Genomic DNA, 16,885 nt, shown 5'->3' with positions numbered 1-16,885 from the left:
ATGCCAGTATTTGCCTATCGAGGACTTGGCGCCGACGGCCGCTCTGTCAACGGCGTGGTTGACGCCGATAACGCGCGGACCGCGCGCGGCAAACTGCGCGCGTCGGGAATTTTTCCCACCGACCTCAACGAAGAATCCACCGCCGCCGAGCGCGAGACCGCCAAGCGTGAATGGCTGCCGTCGCTGTGGCGCCACAAAATGCCGGCCTCGGACCTGGCGCTGCTGACCCGCCAGTTGAGCGCGCTGCTCGGCGCGGGCGTGCAGTTGGTCGATTCGCTCGGCACGCTCAGCGATCAATCGACGCGCGCCGCGACCAAGCGGATGCTCTCGCAGGTGCGCGAGCGGGTGCGCGAGGGATCGTCGCTGGCCGACGCGCTGACCAATCATCGCGACGTATTCTCCGACCTCTACATCGGGATGGTGCGCGCCGGCGAGCAGGCCGCGGCGCTCGAGTTGGTGCTGGACCGGCTCGCCGAGTATAGCGAGCGCCAATCCGAGTTCGTGACCAAGGTGCGCGGCGCGCTGACTTATCCGATCATAATGATGTGCGTGGGCGCGGCGATCATGGCGTTCCTGGTCGCCTACGTGGTGCCGCAGGTGGCGACGATTTTCGAGCAACAGCATGCGGCGTTGCCGCTGGCGACGAGGATCCTGATTGCATTTTCAGCGATCGTCACCGGCTACTGGATCCCACTGCTGCTGTTGTTGGTGGGGACAGTGGCGGGAATCAGCGCCGCGATGGCGACGCCGCGCGGCCGGCGCGCGTACGACACCGCGATCCTGAAGGTATGGTACATCGGGCCGACGATGATTCGAATCATCTGCGCGCGCTTCGCGCGGACCCTGGCCACCTTGCTCGCCAGCGGCGTCCAGTTGCTGCCGGCGCTCGACGCGGTCAAAGGCGTGGTGACCAACGGTCTGCTCAAGGACGCCGTCGAGCAGAGCCGTGAAAGTATCCGCGAAGGCCACGGGATGGGGCAGACGCTGGCGCAGAGCGGGCTTTTCCCGCCGCTGCTGATCGAAATGATCCGCGTCGGCGAACGTTCCGGGGAACTGGAGCGGATGCTCGAGCGGGTGGCCGACAATTACGAGCGTGAGGTCGCCCACTCGCTGAGCCAGATGACCACCGTGCTCGAACCGGTGATGACGATAGCGATGGCGGCTGTTATTGTGTTCATGATGCTGGCGGTGCTGATGCCAATCTTCCAGCTCAACCAGTTGATGCAATGACCAACGCCCCGGAGGTAACCGCAATGAGGTCACGCCGATACCATCAGGATGGATTCACCCTGATCGAAATCATGGTGGTTATTCTGATCCTCGGGCTGCTGGCGACAATCGTCGTCCAGAGCCTGCGCGGCGCCGCCGACAAAGCCAAGCACGTCAAGGCGCAGGCCGACCTCGCCGAGCTCAAGACCGCGCTCGATCGCTACTACCTCGACAACGGCTACTACCCGAGCACCGATCAGGGTTTGAACGCGCTGGTCTCGCCGCCGACCAACGGCCGCGTGCCCAGCAACTACGAAAGCGGCGGCTACATAGAACGGCTTCCGGCGGATCCATGGGGAACCGCCTACTTCTACCAGAGCGATGGGAACTCGTACGTGTTGAAGTCGTTCGGCCCCGACGGGGTGGAAAGCGCGGACGATGTAGACGCCAGCCAATCGTCGTGATGGCGCCATGAAATCGAGGCCGGGTCCAGCTTCGCGGCGCGCCAGGGCGAGCGCGCGGGCGCGTTTCGGCGCATCGGTGAAATCCGCGGCGCCGGGCTTCACGCTGCTCGAAATCGCGATCGTAATCTTCATCATGGGCCTGATGCTGACGCTGGTGCTACCGTATATGGGCGGATTTCGTGAGGCCGCGCTGCGCAGCCAGGCGCGCCGGCTGGCAGGCCGCGCAACTTACATGTTCGATGAGGCCACCGGCCACAAACTCGTCCTGCGGCTCATCTTCGACTTGGACAACAATCGCTACCTGGCCGCGCAGCTCGATCCGTATGCGGTCAAGCCCGTGTTCGCGGCGGATAACAGCCTCGGCGGACGGCCGGTAACGATGCCGGCGGCGATTCGGATTCGCGATGTAACCATCGAAGGAATCGGCACCGTCAATCGCGGCACGGTCGCGACCACTTTTTATCCCGAGGGCTACGTCGATGCGACCGTGGTGCATCTCGATGACGCATCGGGCGACGTGATGACGCTGGAATTTTCTCCACTGACGGGTCAGGTCGCGATCATCGCGGGCGACGTGATGCCGTCGGGGATGTCGCGGTGAATCTTCTTCGCCGGCGCGCGCGCGCGTTTACTCTGATCGAGGTGATGGTCGCGATTGCGATCCTCGGCATCGCGCTGCTCGGCCTGCTGGGACTGCATCACCAGAGCATCCAATCCGTGATTCGCGCTCAAGAAACGACGCGAGCGTCGATGCTGGCGCAGGCGGTGATGACGGAGGCGGAGATCGAGCGATTTCCGGATATCGGCTTCAGCAAAGGCGATTTCGCAGCGTCGTTTCCCGGCATGTTCCGCGACTTCCGATGGGAACGGACGGTCGCGCCCTCGGGCATGTTTCCCGATGTCCGCAAGGTCATGGTTACCATCCACTATGGTCCCGGGTTGACCCAAACCTTCTCGGTGGTCGAGTTCCTGCATTCGCCGATTCCGCCCGATACCGGCCAGGGACAGGTGGTGACGCCATGACCAGCCGGCGTACCCGGAGGCATCAGGCGCCGCGCGGCTTCACCCTCATCGAGATGATGCTCGCGATTGGCGTGCTGGCATTGATCCTCGCGATGCTTGCGAGCTCGTTCCACACCATCGCGCAGAGCAAGGTGCACGCTGAAGGGCGGCTCATGGTCGACCGCGAAGGCCGCGCGCTGCTGTGGCAAATGAGCAGGGAAGTCACCAATATCGTGCAGACTCCCTACGCGCTCAGCCATGTCGCGCTGGTCGGCGCCGGACACATGGGCAATGGCCTGCCGATCGATAGCATCACGATGTCCACGTTCAGCGCAGGGCATCGCCGCGCGCTTACCGGGATGACGCCGGAGAATATCGTCGCCTACAATTTGACTCCGAATCCCGACCAGCGGGGCTGGTACCTGCTGCAACGCTCGCAGCAGAGTGGATTGCTGACTTCCACAGCCAAGGCGCAAACGATGGTGCTCGCGGACAATGTGCTCTCGCTTCATATCCGTTATTTTGACGGCCAGCGCTGGGGCGAGAGCTGGGATTCGTCGAGTCTGCAGCTTCTACAGCAGTTGCCGGTCGCGGTGGCGATCCAGATTCAGATGGCCGCGCCGGGCGGCCACGTGATGGACTTCGCGACGCAAGTCACCGTGCCGATGGGAATAGCCCAGTGGTAGGGAAGCCGCGAAAGAATGAGCGCGGCGTGGCGATCCTGGCGGTGCTGCTGGGAGTCACGCTGATGACGCTAATCGTGGTGGATTTCGCGATGACCTCGGGACTCGGATTCGTGTCGGCGGCGAATCAGGCCAACGAGTTGCGCGCCGGTTATCTGGCGCGGTCGGGAATCAATATCGGGCTGGCGCTGCTGGCCCAGGACGAGCGCTCCAAGCAGCAGCAAACGACAACCACTGCATCGCCGTGCGAAAGCTTCAACGACATATGGGCGGCGCCGTTTCCGCCGATGCCGGTGGAGGGCGGCAAGGTCTCGTTGTCGATCGTGGACGAAGCCCGCAAGCTCCCAATCAATGCGATGATCGATCAAAACGGCGCTCTCAACCCGGCTGCGATTGCGAAAGTACAGCGGCTGTTCACGATCCTCGACGTGAATACCGACCTGATTCAAGGTATCATCCAGTGGATTACGCCGATCGGCGCCAACGCGTCGGGTGGCGGCGGCCAGTTCTACATGCGCCTGATACCGCCATATCAGCCGCGCTACGGCCCGATGCCGACGATCGGCGACTTGCAAATGGTCCAGGGATTCAACGAGGCAATCTTCAATCGGGTGAGCCCGTTTCTGACCGTGATGCCCGAGCCGGCGGTGAACGCCAACACTGCGGCGCCGCAAGTGATTGCCGCGCTGGAGCCGGAATTGATGGAGGATCAGAAAATCGTGCAGGAGATTGTCGAAGCCCGCGCGATTCGGCCGTTCACCCAACCCACCGACATCATGAATCTTCCCGATGTCGGCCCGATAGGAACGAACCTTTCCAAGGACGTGGCCATGAACAGCCAATTCTTTACGATTAACGGGACCGGAACTTTTGCGGGCGCGCGCAAAATCATTACCGCAACCTTCCATCGCGAGACCACCGGCATCGGCACGCTCGCTGCGTGGCATGAAGACTAGGGTGCAGAGCGCTTAATGGCTCAACGAATACTTGCGCTGGAGTTCGTGGGCGACCTGGTGCGCGCGGCGGTCGCGGAGCGCTCGTGGAATTCGTTCATTCTCGCCGGCGTGTACGAGAAGGTCCGCGCCGATGACGAGACCGATCTCAGCGGCGCGCTGGCGCGTCTGGTCGCCGAGGCCGGCCAGCCCGACATTGTGATATCCGCCCTGCCTGCCGATTCCGTCGCCAAACGCCTGCTCGAACTGCCGTTCAAGGATGGGCGCCGGCTGCATCAGGTGGTTCCCTTCGCGCTGGAAGAGCACCTGCCCTTCCCGGTCGACAATGGCACGGTCGCATTTACCCGCGTGGGGCGCGACGGCGACCATACGCTGGTCATGGCTGCGATGGTGCGCAAGACCGACCTGCAGCATCATCTCGATTTGCTGCAGAAGGCGGGACTCGATCCCAAGATCGTCACGCTGGCGCCGCTTGCGCTGGCCGCGATGTTCACCCGCGCGCAAAACGGCGCCAAGCCAATGGCGCACCTGGTGGTCGAAGGCGACGAGTCATCCACCTCGGTCGTGCTCGTCGATCTGGGGGGAACGCCGCGCGCGATGCGTTCGATGACCGGCGGCCTGATGACCTCCGACGGATCGGTGGTCTCGCAGGACGCAGCCGCGCCGATTCTCAACTCCGTGCGTCAGACCTTGCTCGCGCATGGCGAGGAAATGGATCAGACCGAGGTGATCCTCGCGGGTGCGGCGGCTGCGTGTCCGCAAGTGCGTGGACTGCTCTCCGATTCGCTGGCGATGCCGGTCCGTGACGGCGGCCGGTTCGATTACACCGGGATCTTCGAAGGCTCGGTGCCTGATACGGGCAAGTATTCGTCGTGCGTCGCGATGCTGCTCGGCGAGTTGCCCAGCAAGCCGCTCGATTTGATCAATTTCCGGCAGGGCGAATTCCTGTTTCGCGGCCGCGTCAGCGGCGATCTCAGCCCCTTCTATACCTCGGGAATCCTTGCCGCCGCGCTGTTGGGCGTGATCCTGTTTCATTTCGCCCTCGGCGTGTACGCCAATCTTCATCGGCTCAGCCAGCTCAACGCACAAATCGCCGCCGTCGCCGGGCCGGTCCTTGGCCAAACCGATCCCGCCAACGCCAGGGCGCAGTTGAAGACCGACATCGCGAAGATGAATCATCGGCTGACTCTAATCGGCGGCAACCTGACTCATTCGCCGCTGGACACCCTGGCGGCGGTGTCGCAAGCCCTGCCGCCCCGATTTCCGGTCGAGATGGCCGACGTTCAGATCGATTCCAACGGCTTGCGCGTGACCGGCCAGGCGGATTCGTTCACAACCGTCGCTCAAGCCAAAGAAGCGCTGGGCAAAAGCGGCTACTTCGGCTCGATCGAAGTCGCCCATGCCAAGGCGGGATCGGATCCCAGCAAGGTGGATTTTCGGATGGACGCAAACTTCAAGGGCGCAACCCCGGCGAATCCGCGCGACGACGCCGACCAATGAGCGCGACGAGTAGCTGCAATGCTTAGAGAATGGATCGACAATTTGCGCGCGCGAGCAATGGATTTGCTCGGCCCTTATCTCAAGCAAGCCGCTACTCTCGTCGATCCGCTGATCGCGCAGGCGCGCGGCCGCTACCAGAAACTCGAGACCCGCGAACGCATCCTGGTGCAAATCGCCGCCGGCCTGGTCGGTGTTTTTCTCATCTACAACCTGATCTACATGCCGATCGTGGATCTGAGCTCGGGGCTGCGGAACAAGATTGTCCAACGACAACAGGATCTCGCCGAAGTTCGCCGGCTCGCCGCCACTTATGCGCAGCTCAAGGCTGAGCTTGCCTCTGCCGAGCGTCACACGGTTCCGCTGGGCAAGGATTTCTCGCTGTTTTCCGTCGTCGAAGCGTCGCTGACCAAGAGCGTCGGACGCGCGAAGATCGGATCGATCACGCCCGGCTCCGATCGCAAGCTTACCGACGGGTTCACCGAGTACAGCGTGCAGTTGAAGCTGGACAACGTGAATCTCGCGCAGTTGATCGATGCGCTTTACGGAGTCACTTCGCTGGCGATGCCGATCGGCGTCTCGAACATTCGCATCCAGCGCCGCACCCAGGACACGCATTCCTACGACGTTGACCTCACCTGTGTTGCGCTCGCCAAGAATACCTGATGCGCCCGGGAATTTGTCCGCGCAATACCGACGAACCCGTCTCGTTCGAGTCGGTTACGCAGTTGTCGGACTGACGCTTTTCACCGCGTACCTGATTGCCACCTTTCCCTACTCCGCGACTCTATCGAAGGTCCTCGCGCCGATGGGCCTCGAGGTTTCAAGCGCCAGTCAGAGCGCCAGCTTTCCCTTCGGCGCCCGGCTGGCCGGCGTCCGCCTGAGTTCGACCCGGTCCGCGTCTGCCGGTCCGCTGATCGAGAGCCCGGCCGTCACGATCGCGCCCGCGTTTCTCTCGATGCTGACGTTGCATCCCGGCGTTCGGGTAAAAGCCGCGCTCTACGACGGCGTCGTGAACGTCACCCTGCGCCCCAGCGGCGGCGGCACTGCTATCAGCTACGAGCTCGACTCCGTGGATATAGCCAGTCAGCGCCTGATCGCGATTCCCGGCGCGGCGGCCGCGGGCACGCTTTCTGGCAGCGGCAACCTGTGGCTGTCTTCCGGCGACGCCGCCCAGACCGGCGACGGCGAATTGAGCGCCGCGGGACTGACGCTCACGTCGCCGTTTGCGGCCTCGCCGATTCAACTTGGCGACGGGCATTCAAAGTTCAAATTGGATCAAGGCACGCTAACAATAGAAGAATTGAAGACCAGCGGCGGCGACTTGGCGCTGACCGCCGTGGGCACCATCCAGCTCGCGCCCGACCCGGGTCAAAGCGAACTCGCGATCGAATTCACTCTCTCCCCGGCTCCGGCCGCGGCCTCGCAGTTGGCGGCCCTGCTCGCGATGCTGCCGCATCCCCCCGGTCCGCAGCCCTATCGATTGACCGGCACGCTCAACAACCCGCGAATCAGCTGACGGATTGACATAGCCGCTCACGCCGGCGCGGACTTGAAGAATTCCGCCACCGCCTCCTTGTAATGTTGGTCGCCGGGAGCGCTCAAATGATCGCGTCCTTCCAACATCACAAGTTTGCTGCCCGCAATCGCATCGCGCAGCAGCGTGGGATTACCGACCAGCACGTCCTTGGTCCCGATTACGATCATGACCGGCACGCGAATTTTCTTCGCCGCAATGTGCTCGGCCATAAGACCCTCGCGGTCCGCGCCCATGCACGCCGCCAATGCCTTCAAGTCGTTGCCGGTGCTCTCCGCGAATTGGCGAAACTCCCTTGCCCGCTGATCCGTAACTCCTGAGATATTTTCGGCGAGCAGCGCATCGACGATCGGTTTGCGGCTGAAAGATGGCGCCGTCGCCGACGCCGCCCCGATTCCGCCGAGCACGGCCGCGCGCAAACGCTCTGGATGCGACATCAGCAGGCCCGTCACGATTCGTCCGCCCATCGAATAGCCCATGATCAGCGTGCGCTTGATTCCCAGATGATCCATCAGCCGGATCACGTCCTCGCCCATGGTCTCGCCGCCGTACGCGGCGGAATCGTGCGGCTTGCCGCTTTTGCCGTGGCCGCGGCAATCCAGTGCGACGACGCGGTAATGCGGTGCAAGCGCGGTGAACCAATTCGTCGCGCCCCAGTTATTCTCCGCGCGCGAGGCGAAGCCATGCACCAGCACCACCGGCTCGCCGCCCCCGTGTTCCTCGAAGTAAATCTGCACACCGTTGGAATCGAAGTAAGCCATCGTTCAACACTCCTGGTTGGGCTGTGCCTGTCTGTCTTGCAGCCATAATCGAATAGCCGCACAATCTGCACAAATCAAACTCGCGCGAACTTCGGATTTTGGGGATGAACTATTCAGCCTGACCCCCGCGGATTTGGCGTGCTACACATACGCTATGGTCAACCGCCAGGATATCCCGTACTCGCCGCGCTCGCCCGCAACCCAGCGACGCTCGCCATCTTTTTTTAATACTGGCCTCCCGTGCCAACGGGTCTTAACACTGGCTATCCGTGCCCACGGGTAATTTTTGACGGAACAAAGCTAGCCCTGGAGCAGAGCCGTCCCAAAACCACTACCGATGGTATAAATTGTCCTTTCCGGCTCCATTCGATCAATCAGAATCGCGCACTAGCCCAGCTCGTCAGCTTGGCAAACTGAACCGGTACAGGACTTTCAGATGGCATCAAACCAAAAACTCGGCCTTCAGACCTCCATCGACGCCGGCCCGCTTGCCGGCCGCCTCGCACTCATCCGTGAGGCCGAGGACCTCGGCTACACCTCGCTGTGGGTTGCGGAGGTCAGCGGACCCGACGCGTTCGTCAGTCTCGCCGCGCTTGCGGCCAACACCCGCAAAGCTGAGCTGGCCACCGGAGTCATACCGATTCAAATTCGCACGCCTGGCGCGATGGCGATGGGATTCCTGACGATCAACGAGCTATCCGGCGGCCGCGCCATCGCGGGTCTGGGCGTGTCGAGTCCGGTAATCGTCGAGCGATGGCACGGCGCGTCGTATCGCAAGCCGGTCACCGCGATGCGCGAATGCGTCACGATCATGCGCCAGTTGTTCACCGAGGGCCGCTCGAAGTTCCAGGGCGAAGTGTACAAGTCTGATTTCCGCCTCGGTATGCGAATCACGGCGCCGCATCCGCCGAAAATTTATCTGGCGGCCCTCAATGCCCCGATGCTTCGACTCGCCGGCGAAGTTGCCGACGGGGTCTTGATGAACTACTCGCCGCCCGAGGCAATCGCGCCGATGGTGAAGCATATCCATGAGGGCGCCCGCGCCGCGGGGCGCGAGCCGTCCGCCGTTGACGTGGGCATCTACGTCCGCATGTGCATCACCGAGGAAGAGGACAAAGCCGTCGATTCGTTCCGGCGCGAGCTGGCCGGCTATGCGTTCGTGGACAGCTACAACAAGATGTTCGCGCGCTACGGTCTGGCGGCAGAGTTCGACGAGGTGCGCCGGCTTTGGCGCGAGGCCAAGCGCGACGAGGCTCCCAGAGCCATCACGGAGGAGTCGTGCCGCAAGATCGCGGTGTTCGGCAAGGCTCAAGCTGGCCGCGATTTCGTCGCGAGATTCCGCGCTGCCGGCGTGACGCATCCGGTGGTGTTTCCGATCGGACCGGCCGCCACCGCATCGCGCGATTATCCAAACACGATGCGCGCGCTGGCGGGAGCTTAAACGCCCGACGCCATCTACTTTCCCTGGTAGTTTGGCTTTCGCTTCTCCATGAATGAGCGCGGGCCTTCCTTCGCGTCCTCGGACCTCATCACTTCGCGCGCAATTTCGTTCTCGATTTTGAACGCCTCCTCGTAGGGACGGCCCGAGGTCCGCCGCACCGCCTCTTTGATCTTCCGCACCGCCAACGGCCCGTTCTGCGCGATTGTCGCCGCGAGTTCTTCCGCCTTCGCCATCAGTTCTTCCTGCGCCACGACGTAGTTGACCAGGCCCAGGCGCCACGCCTCCTGCGCATCGATCCGGTTGCCGGTCAGCAGAATCTCCATCGCCTTGCAGTATGGAATCTGGCGTTGCAGCCGGGCCAGCGAGCCGGCCGCCGGGATGATCGCCCACTTCACCTCCTGCAGCCCGAAGCTCGCGTTCTCCGCCGCGACTCGAAGATCGGTTGCCTCGATCAATTCCATTCCGCCCGCGATGCAAAACCCGTTGACCGCGGAAATTACCGGCTTGTCCATGTCGTAGCCGCGCAGCAATGCGATGTCGCCGAGCTTGCGCTCCGCGAGCAGCTTGGCATCCCACTCGTCCTGCGGCTTTCGCGCGCCGGTCAACAGCGGAATCAAGCGCCCCAGATCGGCGCCGGCCGAGAATGCGATCTTGCCCGCGCCGGTCACGATCGTCGCCCTGATTGCGCCGTCGCCGTCGATCTCCTTCCACGCCGCGGCGAGGCTGACGAGCATTTCGGGATTCAGCGCATTGTGGACCTCGGGCCGGTTGAGAGTGAGATAGGCGACGTGATTCCGTTTTTCGAAGATTAACGCGGGCATGATGCGCTCCTTTTCCGTGCGCTGTGACGAACTCACGCAAGCGCGCAGCGGCCCCGCGAAGTTACCACCAAACAGTCGTCGCCGGCCACGCCCCTTTACCCGGCGTTTCGCGGGCCGTTATGATCCTGCGAGACTCCCGACCTTGCGCACACAGAGGAGTCATAAGACTGCGATCCGATTGAACGCTGAATCGACCATCGCCGCGCCTCCCGCTGCAAGCGAGTTGGCGTTCCCCGACGCTCGCCAACTGCGCTCCCGCGACGTGTTCCGCCTGCTCGCGCGTGCGTGGCCGTTTATCCGCCCCTATCGCCGCCATTTCGTCTATCTATTCCTGGCGACGCTGCCGCTGCTGCTTGGCGGACTGCTGGCGCTCGACCTCACGCGCGTTTTCTTCGACGTCGTCGGTCATGGCAACGCCCTGACGCCCGCGCAGGCGTGGATGCTTCACCTGCCGTTGCATGCGGACCGGCGGATCGTCCTGATTCATGCATGCACTGTCGGCGGGATTGCGGCGGTTGCGGCCCTGATCGTGAGCGCATTCACTCTCGGCTACGCGGTGTGGATTTTACAGCGCATCAGCAGTCTCTTCCGCGTCAATCTGTACACCCGCATGCAGGAACTGAGCGTGCGCTTTCATTCCGAGGAGAAGATCGGCGACGCGATTTTCCGGATGTTCCAGGACTCCGCCGCGATTCCCAATGTCATCAACGGCTTGGTCGTTCAACCGCTGATTTTCATTCCCGTCGCCACCGCCTCGATCCTTTACCTGGTCTGGTACGACTACCGGATGGCGCTGATCGCCGTTGTGCTGATCCCTGCCAACCTTATGCTGGCGTGGATGTTCGGCGATTCGATGCGCCGCGCTTTCATCCGTGAGCGCGAGACGACGGCGCGCGCCACAACGCGGATCGAAGAAACCCTCGCGTCGATCAAAACTGTCAAAGCCTTCGGCGCCGAGGCTGGCGAGGCGGATACCTACGCGCGCGACAATTGGGACGCATTCATTGCCGCCCGCCGCGCCCGCCTGATGCTCGCGCGATACCGTGTCATGACCAACACCGTTCGCGGTCTCGCTTACGTTGCGGCGCTGTACGTCGGCGCCGGGGAAGTGATGGCCGGTGGCGCCGCGGGCCTCGCCCGCGCGGCCGTTTCGCTGGGACTGTTCCAGGGTTCGCTCGCGCTGTTTGGCAGCGTCAGTGCGCGCGCGCGAAATCTCACCGACCTGTGGGGCAGCATGCAGGACGTGGTCGTCGCGATATCGCGCGTGCTCGAGATGATCCGCCAAACGCCGGAGCAAAGCGCCAGCAGCGGCCGTGGAATCCCGCCAAAGACCGCGGCGGTTCTGGCCTTCGACCGCGTGACCTTCGGCTACGACCCGCGCACGCCCGTCCTCACCGGCGCAAATCTCGAGGCTCGCGTCGGGCAAATCACCGCGATCGCCGGCCCCAGCGGCTCCGGCAAAAGCACGATCATCTCGCTCATCGTGAGATTTATCGATCCCACGGCGGGTAGCATCCTGCTCGACACCGAACCGATTCGCGACTTCGATCTTCCGGCGTGGCGCGGCATGCTTTCCGTCGCGCTGCAGGAAAATCCGCTCTTCACCGCGACCCTTCGCCACAACCTCGCGTACGGGCGCCCGAACGCATCGACCGCCGAAGTTGCCGAAGCGATTCACCGCGCAGGCCTCAGTGACTTCGTTCGCTCGCTGCCGGCCGGCCTCGACACGATGCTCGGCGAGAAGGGCTCTAAACTCTCGACCGGGCAGGCGCAGCGGCTCGGCCTGGCACGCGCGATTTTACGCGACGCGCCAATTCTGTTGCTCGACGAACCGACCTCGGCCCTGGATGTAGCCACCGAAGAGATCGTAATGCGCGGCGTGCGCGATTGGGTCAACGAGGCGCCCAGGCGGCGCATGGCGATCATCGCGACGCATCGCCACACTACTGCGTCTCGCGCCGACCGAATCTACCAGCTTGCCGCCGGTCGGCTCGTTGCCGCCGACGGCTCCGCCCTCGACGACACCCCAGTGCGCGAGGCGAGCCAGTGAAAAGTGAAAAGTGAAAACGCCTGACGCCGTCGCATCCGCCGCAGACCCGGCGCCGTCGCCGCGCGACTCGCGCACGAATCTTCTTTACGCCGGCGAACAGGCTCCGCTCACTTGGCGCGAGGCCTGGCGCTTGCTCGCCAAGAGCTGGCCGTTCATCAGCCGCTATCGCCGCCTTGTTGCGATCAAATGCGCGCTGGTTTTCGTCTCGCTGACCTTCTTTCTGATGACGCCGTGGCCGCTGAAAATCGTCATCGACAACGTGATCGACGCCCACCCGCTGACCGGCATTCCAGCCGCCATTCTGACTCCGATCGCCGGCGCCAGCCGGACCTCTCTGCTCATCGCCGTCACGATGTTTCTGGTGCTGGCCGTGATTTTGATCGGGATGGCCGCCGGGAACGCGCACTCGCTCGGCACCGACGTGGCCAGCGGCGGCCTCGACCAGGCCGGCCTCACCGCCAACGACGCCAACGACGGCGGCAGCCTGTGGAGCGGTCTGTTCGGCTACCTCGAGGCGCGCGTCACGATCGATCTCACGCAGCGGATGAACCAGTCGGTGCGCACCGCGATCTATGAGCGATTTTTACGCTCGCCGCTGGCGCTTTACGCCGATCAGAAAATTGGCGACGCCGTTTTCCGCGTGATGTACGACAGCGCGTCGATCGGCCCGGTATTTTATCGCGGCGTGCTGGCGCCAATCATGTCGCTGTTGATGTTCGTGATGGCGTTGATCGTGCTTTCCGCACAATTCAGCAACCAGCCCGTGATCGTCGTCGTCGCGATTCTCTTTCTGCCCGTGGTCGCCATCGGCAGCAGCCTCTTTGGACGCGCGCTGCGCAACCAGAGCCAGTCGATGCGCGAAAGCGGCAGCAACGTGATGGCGGCGTTCGAGGAGCGCATCGCGCAGGTCCTGCTCATCAAGGCATTCGGACAGGAAAACCGCGAGACCGCCGCCGTCGATACCGCCAGCTGGGAGTCCTATCGCGCGACGCTCCGGATGCTCGCGATCGGATTTGTGCTCGCGATCGTGCTCGCTCCCGCCTGTAGCCTGCTGATCGGATACTGCCTCTACTATCTTATGATGCAGGTGATTGCGGGCCGGATGACGCTCGGCGATATCGTCCTGCTCGCGAGCTACGCAGCGATGCTGGCCCGTCCGATGGCCACGATCGGCAACACCTGGGCCGCGATGCAGGCGTCGGTCGCGGGACTCCGGCGGGTGCATAGCGTACTCGACAACTTGCCTGAGCCGGTCGCCGACGCAGGCCACGATGGACTCGGCGGACGCGTCGGCAACCTGGAATTCAGCGGCGTCGCTCTGGGCTACGGCACTGCCACCGTGCTCAGCGGAGTCACGATGTCGATGCGCGCCGGCCAGATGGTTGCGCTGGCGGGACCCAGCGGATGCGGCAAGACTACGCTCATCTGCTCGATCCCGCGTTTTATCGAACCGTCGGCGGGAACGATCGCCTTCGACGGCGTCGATTCGCGCGCCGTTGCGCCCGACTCGATTCGCGCACGCGTCGGATTCGTATTTCAGAATGAGTCGCTGTTCTCGATTTCGATCGAGGACAACATCCGCTACGGAAGCGCTGGCGCGTCGATGGCCGACGTTCGCGAAGCGGCCGCGATGGCCGGTGCGGCGGAATTTATCGATCGGCTCCCCGACGGATACTCGACGATGCTCGGGCGCCGTGGCGCGCGCCTCTCGGTCGGACAGAAACAACGAATCGCCATCGCGCGCGCCCTGCTTCGGCGGCCGGAAATAATCGTACTCGACGAACCGGCCGCGCCACTCGATCCCGGCTCGGAATCCGATCTCATAACAACGCTGGCCGCGCTCGCTCGCGATCGAATCGTCATCATCGTCGCCCATCGCCCCGACACCCTGGCCGCTTGCGACCGCGTGTTCTTCATTCACAGCGGGGCGATCGCCGCCTCCGGGACGCATGCACACCTGCTCGCGACCAACCTGGCCTACCGGGCCTATCTGGCGCAAACCGCCGCCGAAATCCCCGCCTGACTCCAGCCGGCCGATTGCTCCCGCCGGATAGTTCGTCTTTTGCCGGAGCAGCGCGCCCTGTTAAACTTGGCCGGAGAGAGACGCACACGGTTGGATTGATCCCTTGCCGAATAATAGAAAAACGACCGACGCCGCCATCGAAGGATCTGAAAAGACTGAAAAGCCGCGCGTCGTCATCGACTTCGACCTGCTGCGCACCTATGCCGGGCAAAATTTCCGCGACCTCGGTGGTCATCCCGCCGCCAATCGCCGCCACGTCCGCGCCGGCCGGATATTCCGCTCATCGCATCTCGCCCAAGTTCCGCCTGAAAGCCCCATCAGCCGGCTCAAGCTCCGCACCCTCGTCACTCTCCAGAGCCGCGCCGAAGTGAAACACCTGGGCGCGCCCGAGCCCGCTTCGCGCCTCGGCGTGCGATGGGAACACATCCCAATGGGCGACGAATGGTTCAACGACCAGGGCTACACGGAAATCGCCGCTCAAACCGGCCCCGATCATCTGGCGCTCGTGACGGGCTTTCGGCGCGACTGGCGCCGCTTCTTCAAACTGCTCGCCGAGCGCGACGTTTATCCGCTGCTCTTCCATTGTTCCGCCGGCCGCGACCGCACCGGAGTTGGCGCCGCGATGCTGCTGTCGATGCTCGGGGTCGCTCGCAATCGAATCGTCGCCGACTTTCTCGAAAGCAACCTGGTCTTCACCAAGGTTCCGCTCACAGCCGCGCAACTCGATCCGCTCTTCGACCTCATCGATGAGAACGGCGGCATCGAAGGTTTCATGCGCGAGGTGATCGGCCTCGCGCCCGGCGAAATCGCCATCATTCAGGAAAATCTGCTGGAAGATTGAGCGCGCCGGCCGCTCGCAGTCCAAGCGAGCGATCAAGCGGGCAGGTAGCCGTCGCGCAGCAGCGACTTGGCGATGATCATCCGCAGCACTTCACTGGTGCCCTCGCCGATTTCCGAGAGCTTGGCGTCGCGCATGTAGCGCTCGACCGGGAAATCGGTGACGTAGCCGTAGCCGCCGTGGATCTGCACGGCTTTGATCGTTGACCACATCGCGGTTTCCGACGCGAACAGCTTTGCCATCGCAGCCTCGCGCGCGAACGGCTTGCCCGCATCCTTGAGCGCGGCGGCGCGGCAGATGAGCACCCACGACGCGTCGATTCTGGTCGCCATGTCCGCGAACATCCACTGGATCGCCTGGAACTCGGCGATTTTCTTGCCGAACTGCGCGCGTTCGAGCGCGTATGCGCGGGCTTCTTCGAATCCGCCGCGCGCGATTCCCGCCGCGAATCCGGCGATTCCGATTCGCCCCGCTTCGAGCACCTTGAGCGTCTGTCTGTAGCCGGCGCCGAGTTCGCCGACCAGGTTGCGCGCCGGCACGGTGACGTTTTCAAAGATGACCTCGGCGGTATCGGACGCGCGCAGCCCCAGCTTTTCGATTTTCCTTCCGGTCGAGAGTCCCGCCGCGCCGCGATCGACGATGAACGCCGACACGCCGTCGCGTCCGCGTGACGGGTCGGTTATCGCCATCACCACGTACACGTCGGCGACCGTGCCGTTGGTTATGAACATCTTGGAGCCGGTGATCGAATAGTTGTCGCCGACCCGCGTGGCCTTCGTGCGCATCGCGGCCGCATCCGAACCGGAGCTCGGCTCGGTCAGGCACCACGCGCCGATCTTGCTGGCCTGGAGCATGGCGGGAACGTAGCGATCGCGCTGCTCGTCGGAAGCGAAAGCGGCGATGTGCCCGGTCGAGAGCGCCATGTGCGCGGCGCAGGTGAGCCCGATCGACGCGTCGTAGCGCGAAAGCCCTTCGACGACGAGCACCTGGGAGAGGCTGTCCGCACCGCCGCCGCCGAGTTTTTCCGGAAATGAGACGCCGAGAAAGCCGAGCCGGCCAAGCTGCTCGACGATATGCCGCGGGAAGGTCTCCTCCTTGTCCCAGCTGGTCGAATGCGGCTTGATTTCGCGCTCGGCGAAATCGGTCAACGTTTCGCGGATGCGCCGCTGCTCTTCAGTCAGATCGAAATTCATATCAGCTTAAGTGCGAGGGGCGACATTCTCGCGCACCCACTTGACGATGTCTTCAGTTGACGCGCCGGGGGTGAAGATTTGGCGCACACCCATCTGCTTGAGCTTGACGGCGTCGTCGTCAGGAATAATCCCGCCGCCGAAAACCGCGATCTCGCCGGCGCCGCGCTCCTTGAGCAGGCGCATCACCTCGGGAAACAGCGTCATATGCGCGCCCGAAAGGATACTCAGCCCGACCGCGTCGGCGTCTTCCTGCACCGCAGCCTCCGCGATCATTTCGGGCGTCTGATGAAGCCCGGTGTAGATGACCTCGAAGCCGCCGTCGCGCAGCGCGCGTGCGATAATTTTCGCACCGCGATCGTGACCGTCGAGTCCGGGCTTTGCGACCAGAATTCTGAGCCTCTTGTCCGCCATCG

The 16,885-nt window shown here is 63.4% G+C and carries 17 protein-coding genes; 13 read left to right on the top strand and 4 right to left on the bottom strand.

The genetic code is table 11. From position 1 onward, the window contains the following. From gspF to gspN, 9 genes are read left to right on the top strand one after another with little or no spacing between them, the layout of a single operon-like run. Entirely contained in the window at nucleotides 1-1,230 is a 1,230-nt protein-coding gene (gspF, locus tag VIO10_RS12930) for a type II secretion system inner membrane protein GspF (protein ID WP_331964804.1), read from the top strand. Between the two features lie 23 nt (nucleotides 1,231-1,253). Next, nucleotides 1,254-1,673 (top strand): type II secretion system major pseudopilin GspG, encoded by a 420-nt coding sequence (gspG, locus tag VIO10_RS12925; RefSeq protein ID WP_331964801.1) that lies wholly within the window; start codon nucleotides 1,254-1,256, stop codon nucleotides 1,671-1,673. Between the two features lie 7 nt (nucleotides 1,674-1,680). After that, complete coding sequence (locus VIO10_RS12920) at nucleotides 1,681-2,274, top strand: prepilin-type N-terminal cleavage/methylation domain-containing protein (RefSeq protein ID WP_331964798.1); 594 nt, start codon at nucleotides 1,681-1,683, stop codon at nucleotides 2,272-2,274. Continuing rightward, nucleotides 2,271-2,696, top strand: coding sequence for a prepilin-type N-terminal cleavage/methylation domain-containing protein (locus VIO10_RS12915; protein WP_331964795.1), 426 nt, complete (start codon nucleotides 2,271-2,273; stop codon nucleotides 2,694-2,696). The genes VIO10_RS12920 and VIO10_RS12915 overlap by 4 nt, the downstream gene beginning before the upstream one ends. Further along, on the top strand, nucleotides 2,693-3,361 hold the full coding sequence (locus VIO10_RS12910) for a type II secretion system protein GspJ (protein ID WP_331964792.1): 669 nt from the start codon (nucleotides 2,693-2,695) through the stop codon (nucleotides 3,359-3,361). Before VIO10_RS12915 ends, VIO10_RS12910 begins: the two co-directional genes overlap by 4 nt. Beyond that, nucleotides 3,355-4,314: a type II secretion system minor pseudopilin GspK gene (gspK, locus tag VIO10_RS12905; RefSeq protein WP_331964789.1), complete on the top strand. Its 960-nt coding sequence runs from the start codon at nucleotides 3,355-3,357 to the stop codon at nucleotides 4,312-4,314. The genes VIO10_RS12910 and gspK overlap by 7 nt, the downstream gene beginning before the upstream one ends. 15 nt (nucleotides 4,315-4,329) lie before the next feature. Further along, a complete protein-coding gene (gene gspL, locus VIO10_RS12900; RefSeq protein WP_331964786.1) occupies nucleotides 4,330-5,811 on the top strand; it encodes a type II secretion system protein GspL in 1,482 nt (493 codons plus the stop codon). A gap of 18 nt (nucleotides 5,812-5,829) precedes the next feature. Then, a complete protein-coding gene (gene gspM / locus VIO10_RS12895) occupies nucleotides 5,830-6,474 on the top strand; it encodes a type II secretion system protein GspM (RefSeq protein ID WP_331964783.1) in 645 nt (214 codons plus the stop codon). A gap of 13 nt (nucleotides 6,475-6,487) precedes the next feature. Beyond that, a complete protein-coding gene (gene gspN / locus VIO10_RS12890) occupies nucleotides 6,488-7,327 on the top strand; it encodes a type II secretion system protein GspN (protein ID WP_331964780.1) in 840 nt (279 codons plus the stop codon). 17 nt (nucleotides 7,328-7,344) lie between these two features. Here gspN and VIO10_RS12885 read toward each other — a convergent pair whose 3' ends face one another. Beyond that, nucleotides 7,345-8,106, bottom strand: a complete 762-nt coding sequence (locus tag VIO10_RS12885; protein WP_331964777.1) for an alpha/beta hydrolase — start codon at nucleotides 8,104-8,106, stop codon at nucleotides 7,345-7,347. A 436-nt stretch (nucleotides 8,107-8,542) separates the two neighbouring features. Between VIO10_RS12885 and VIO10_RS12880 the strand changes: the two genes are divergently transcribed. Further along, nucleotides 8,543-9,547 (top strand): LLM class flavin-dependent oxidoreductase, encoded by a 1,005-nt coding sequence (locus VIO10_RS12880; protein ID WP_331964774.1) that lies wholly within the window; start codon nucleotides 8,543-8,545, stop codon nucleotides 9,545-9,547. A 14-nt stretch (nucleotides 9,548-9,561) separates the two neighbouring features. Here the strand turns inward: VIO10_RS12880 and VIO10_RS12875 are convergent, their stop codons facing one another. Continuing rightward, entirely contained in the window at nucleotides 9,562-10,368 is an 807-nt protein-coding gene (locus VIO10_RS12875) for an enoyl-CoA hydratase-related protein (RefSeq protein ID WP_331964771.1), read from the bottom strand. 178 nt (nucleotides 10,369-10,546) lie between these two features. On the opposite strand from VIO10_RS12875, the gene VIO10_RS12870 reads away from it, so the two are divergent. From VIO10_RS12870 to VIO10_RS12860, 3 genes are all read left to right on the top strand, one after another. Further along, a complete protein-coding gene (locus tag VIO10_RS12870) occupies nucleotides 10,547-12,418 on the top strand; it encodes an ABC transporter ATP-binding protein (protein ID WP_331964768.1) in 1,872 nt (623 codons plus the stop codon). A gap of 10 nt (nucleotides 12,419-12,428) precedes the next feature. Beyond that, on the top strand, nucleotides 12,429-14,441 hold the full coding sequence (locus tag VIO10_RS12865) for an ABC transporter ATP-binding protein (RefSeq protein ID WP_331964766.1): 2,013 nt from the start codon (nucleotides 12,429-12,431) through the stop codon (nucleotides 14,439-14,441). A gap of 103 nt (nucleotides 14,442-14,544) precedes the next feature. Continuing rightward, nucleotides 14,545-15,282 carry a tyrosine-protein phosphatase gene (locus VIO10_RS12860; RefSeq protein WP_331964763.1) on the top strand — a complete coding sequence of 246 codons (738 nt, stop codon included), beginning with the start codon at nucleotides 14,545-14,547 and terminating at the stop codon, nucleotides 15,280-15,282. 32 nt (nucleotides 15,283-15,314) lie between these two features. Here the strand turns inward: VIO10_RS12860 and VIO10_RS12855 are convergent, their stop codons facing one another. Continuing rightward, nucleotides 15,315-16,472, bottom strand: coding sequence for an acyl-CoA dehydrogenase family protein (locus VIO10_RS12855; RefSeq protein ID WP_331964760.1), 1,158 nt, complete (start codon nucleotides 16,470-16,472; stop codon nucleotides 15,315-15,317). A gap of 6 nt (nucleotides 16,473-16,478) precedes the next feature. After that, nucleotides 16,479-16,883, bottom strand: a complete 405-nt coding sequence (locus tag VIO10_RS12850; protein WP_331964757.1) for a cobalamin B12-binding domain-containing protein — start codon at nucleotides 16,881-16,883, stop codon at nucleotides 16,479-16,481. Nucleotides 16,884-16,885 lie beyond the last annotated feature (2 nt).

It is taken from the genome of Candidatus Binatus sp. (genome assembly GCF_036567905.1).
Taxonomy (GTDB): domain Bacteria; phylum Desulfobacterota; class Binatia; order Binatales; family Binataceae; genus Binatus.
This window is presented reverse-complemented; position numbering and strand designations above follow the sequence as displayed.

Bases quoted from the DNA above. Each gene is read 5' to 3' on its own strand.
- gspF (WP_331964804.1), top strand. From the start codon at position 1: ATGCCAGTATTTGCCTATCGAGGACTTGGCGCCGACGGCCGCTCTGTC.
- gspL (WP_331964786.1), top strand. From the start codon at position 4,330: ATGGCTCAACGAATACTTGCGCTGGAGTTCGTGGGCGACCTGGTGCGC.
- VIO10_RS12885 (WP_331964777.1), bottom strand. From the start codon at position 8,106: ATGGCTTACTTCGATTCCAACGGTGTGCAGATTTACTTCGAGGAACAC.
- VIO10_RS12850 (WP_331964757.1), bottom strand. From the start codon at position 16,883: ATGGCGGACAAGAGGCTCAGAATTCTGGTCGCAAAGCCCGGACTCGAC.
- VIO10_RS12920 (WP_331964798.1), top strand. From the start codon at position 1,681: ATGAAATCGAGGCCGGGTCCAGCTTCGCGGCGCGCCAGGGCGAGCGCG.
- VIO10_RS12855 (WP_331964760.1), bottom strand. From the start codon at position 16,472: ATGAATTTCGATCTGACTGAAGAGCAGCGGCGCATCCGCGAAACGTTG.
- gspM (WP_331964783.1), top strand. From the start codon at position 5,830: ATGCTTAGAGAATGGATCGACAATTTGCGCGCGCGAGCAATGGATTTG.
- gspG (WP_331964801.1), top strand. From the start codon at position 1,254: ATGAGGTCACGCCGATACCATCAGGATGGATTCACCCTGATCGAAATC.
- VIO10_RS12910 (WP_331964792.1), top strand. From the start codon at position 2,693: ATGACCAGCCGGCGTACCCGGAGGCATCAGGCGCCGCGCGGCTTCACC.
- VIO10_RS12880 (WP_331964774.1), top strand. From the start codon at position 8,543: ATGGCATCAAACCAAAAACTCGGCCTTCAGACCTCCATCGACGCCGGC.
- VIO10_RS12875 (WP_331964771.1), bottom strand. From the start codon at position 10,368: ATGCCCGCGTTAATCTTCGAAAAACGGAATCACGTCGCCTATCTCACT.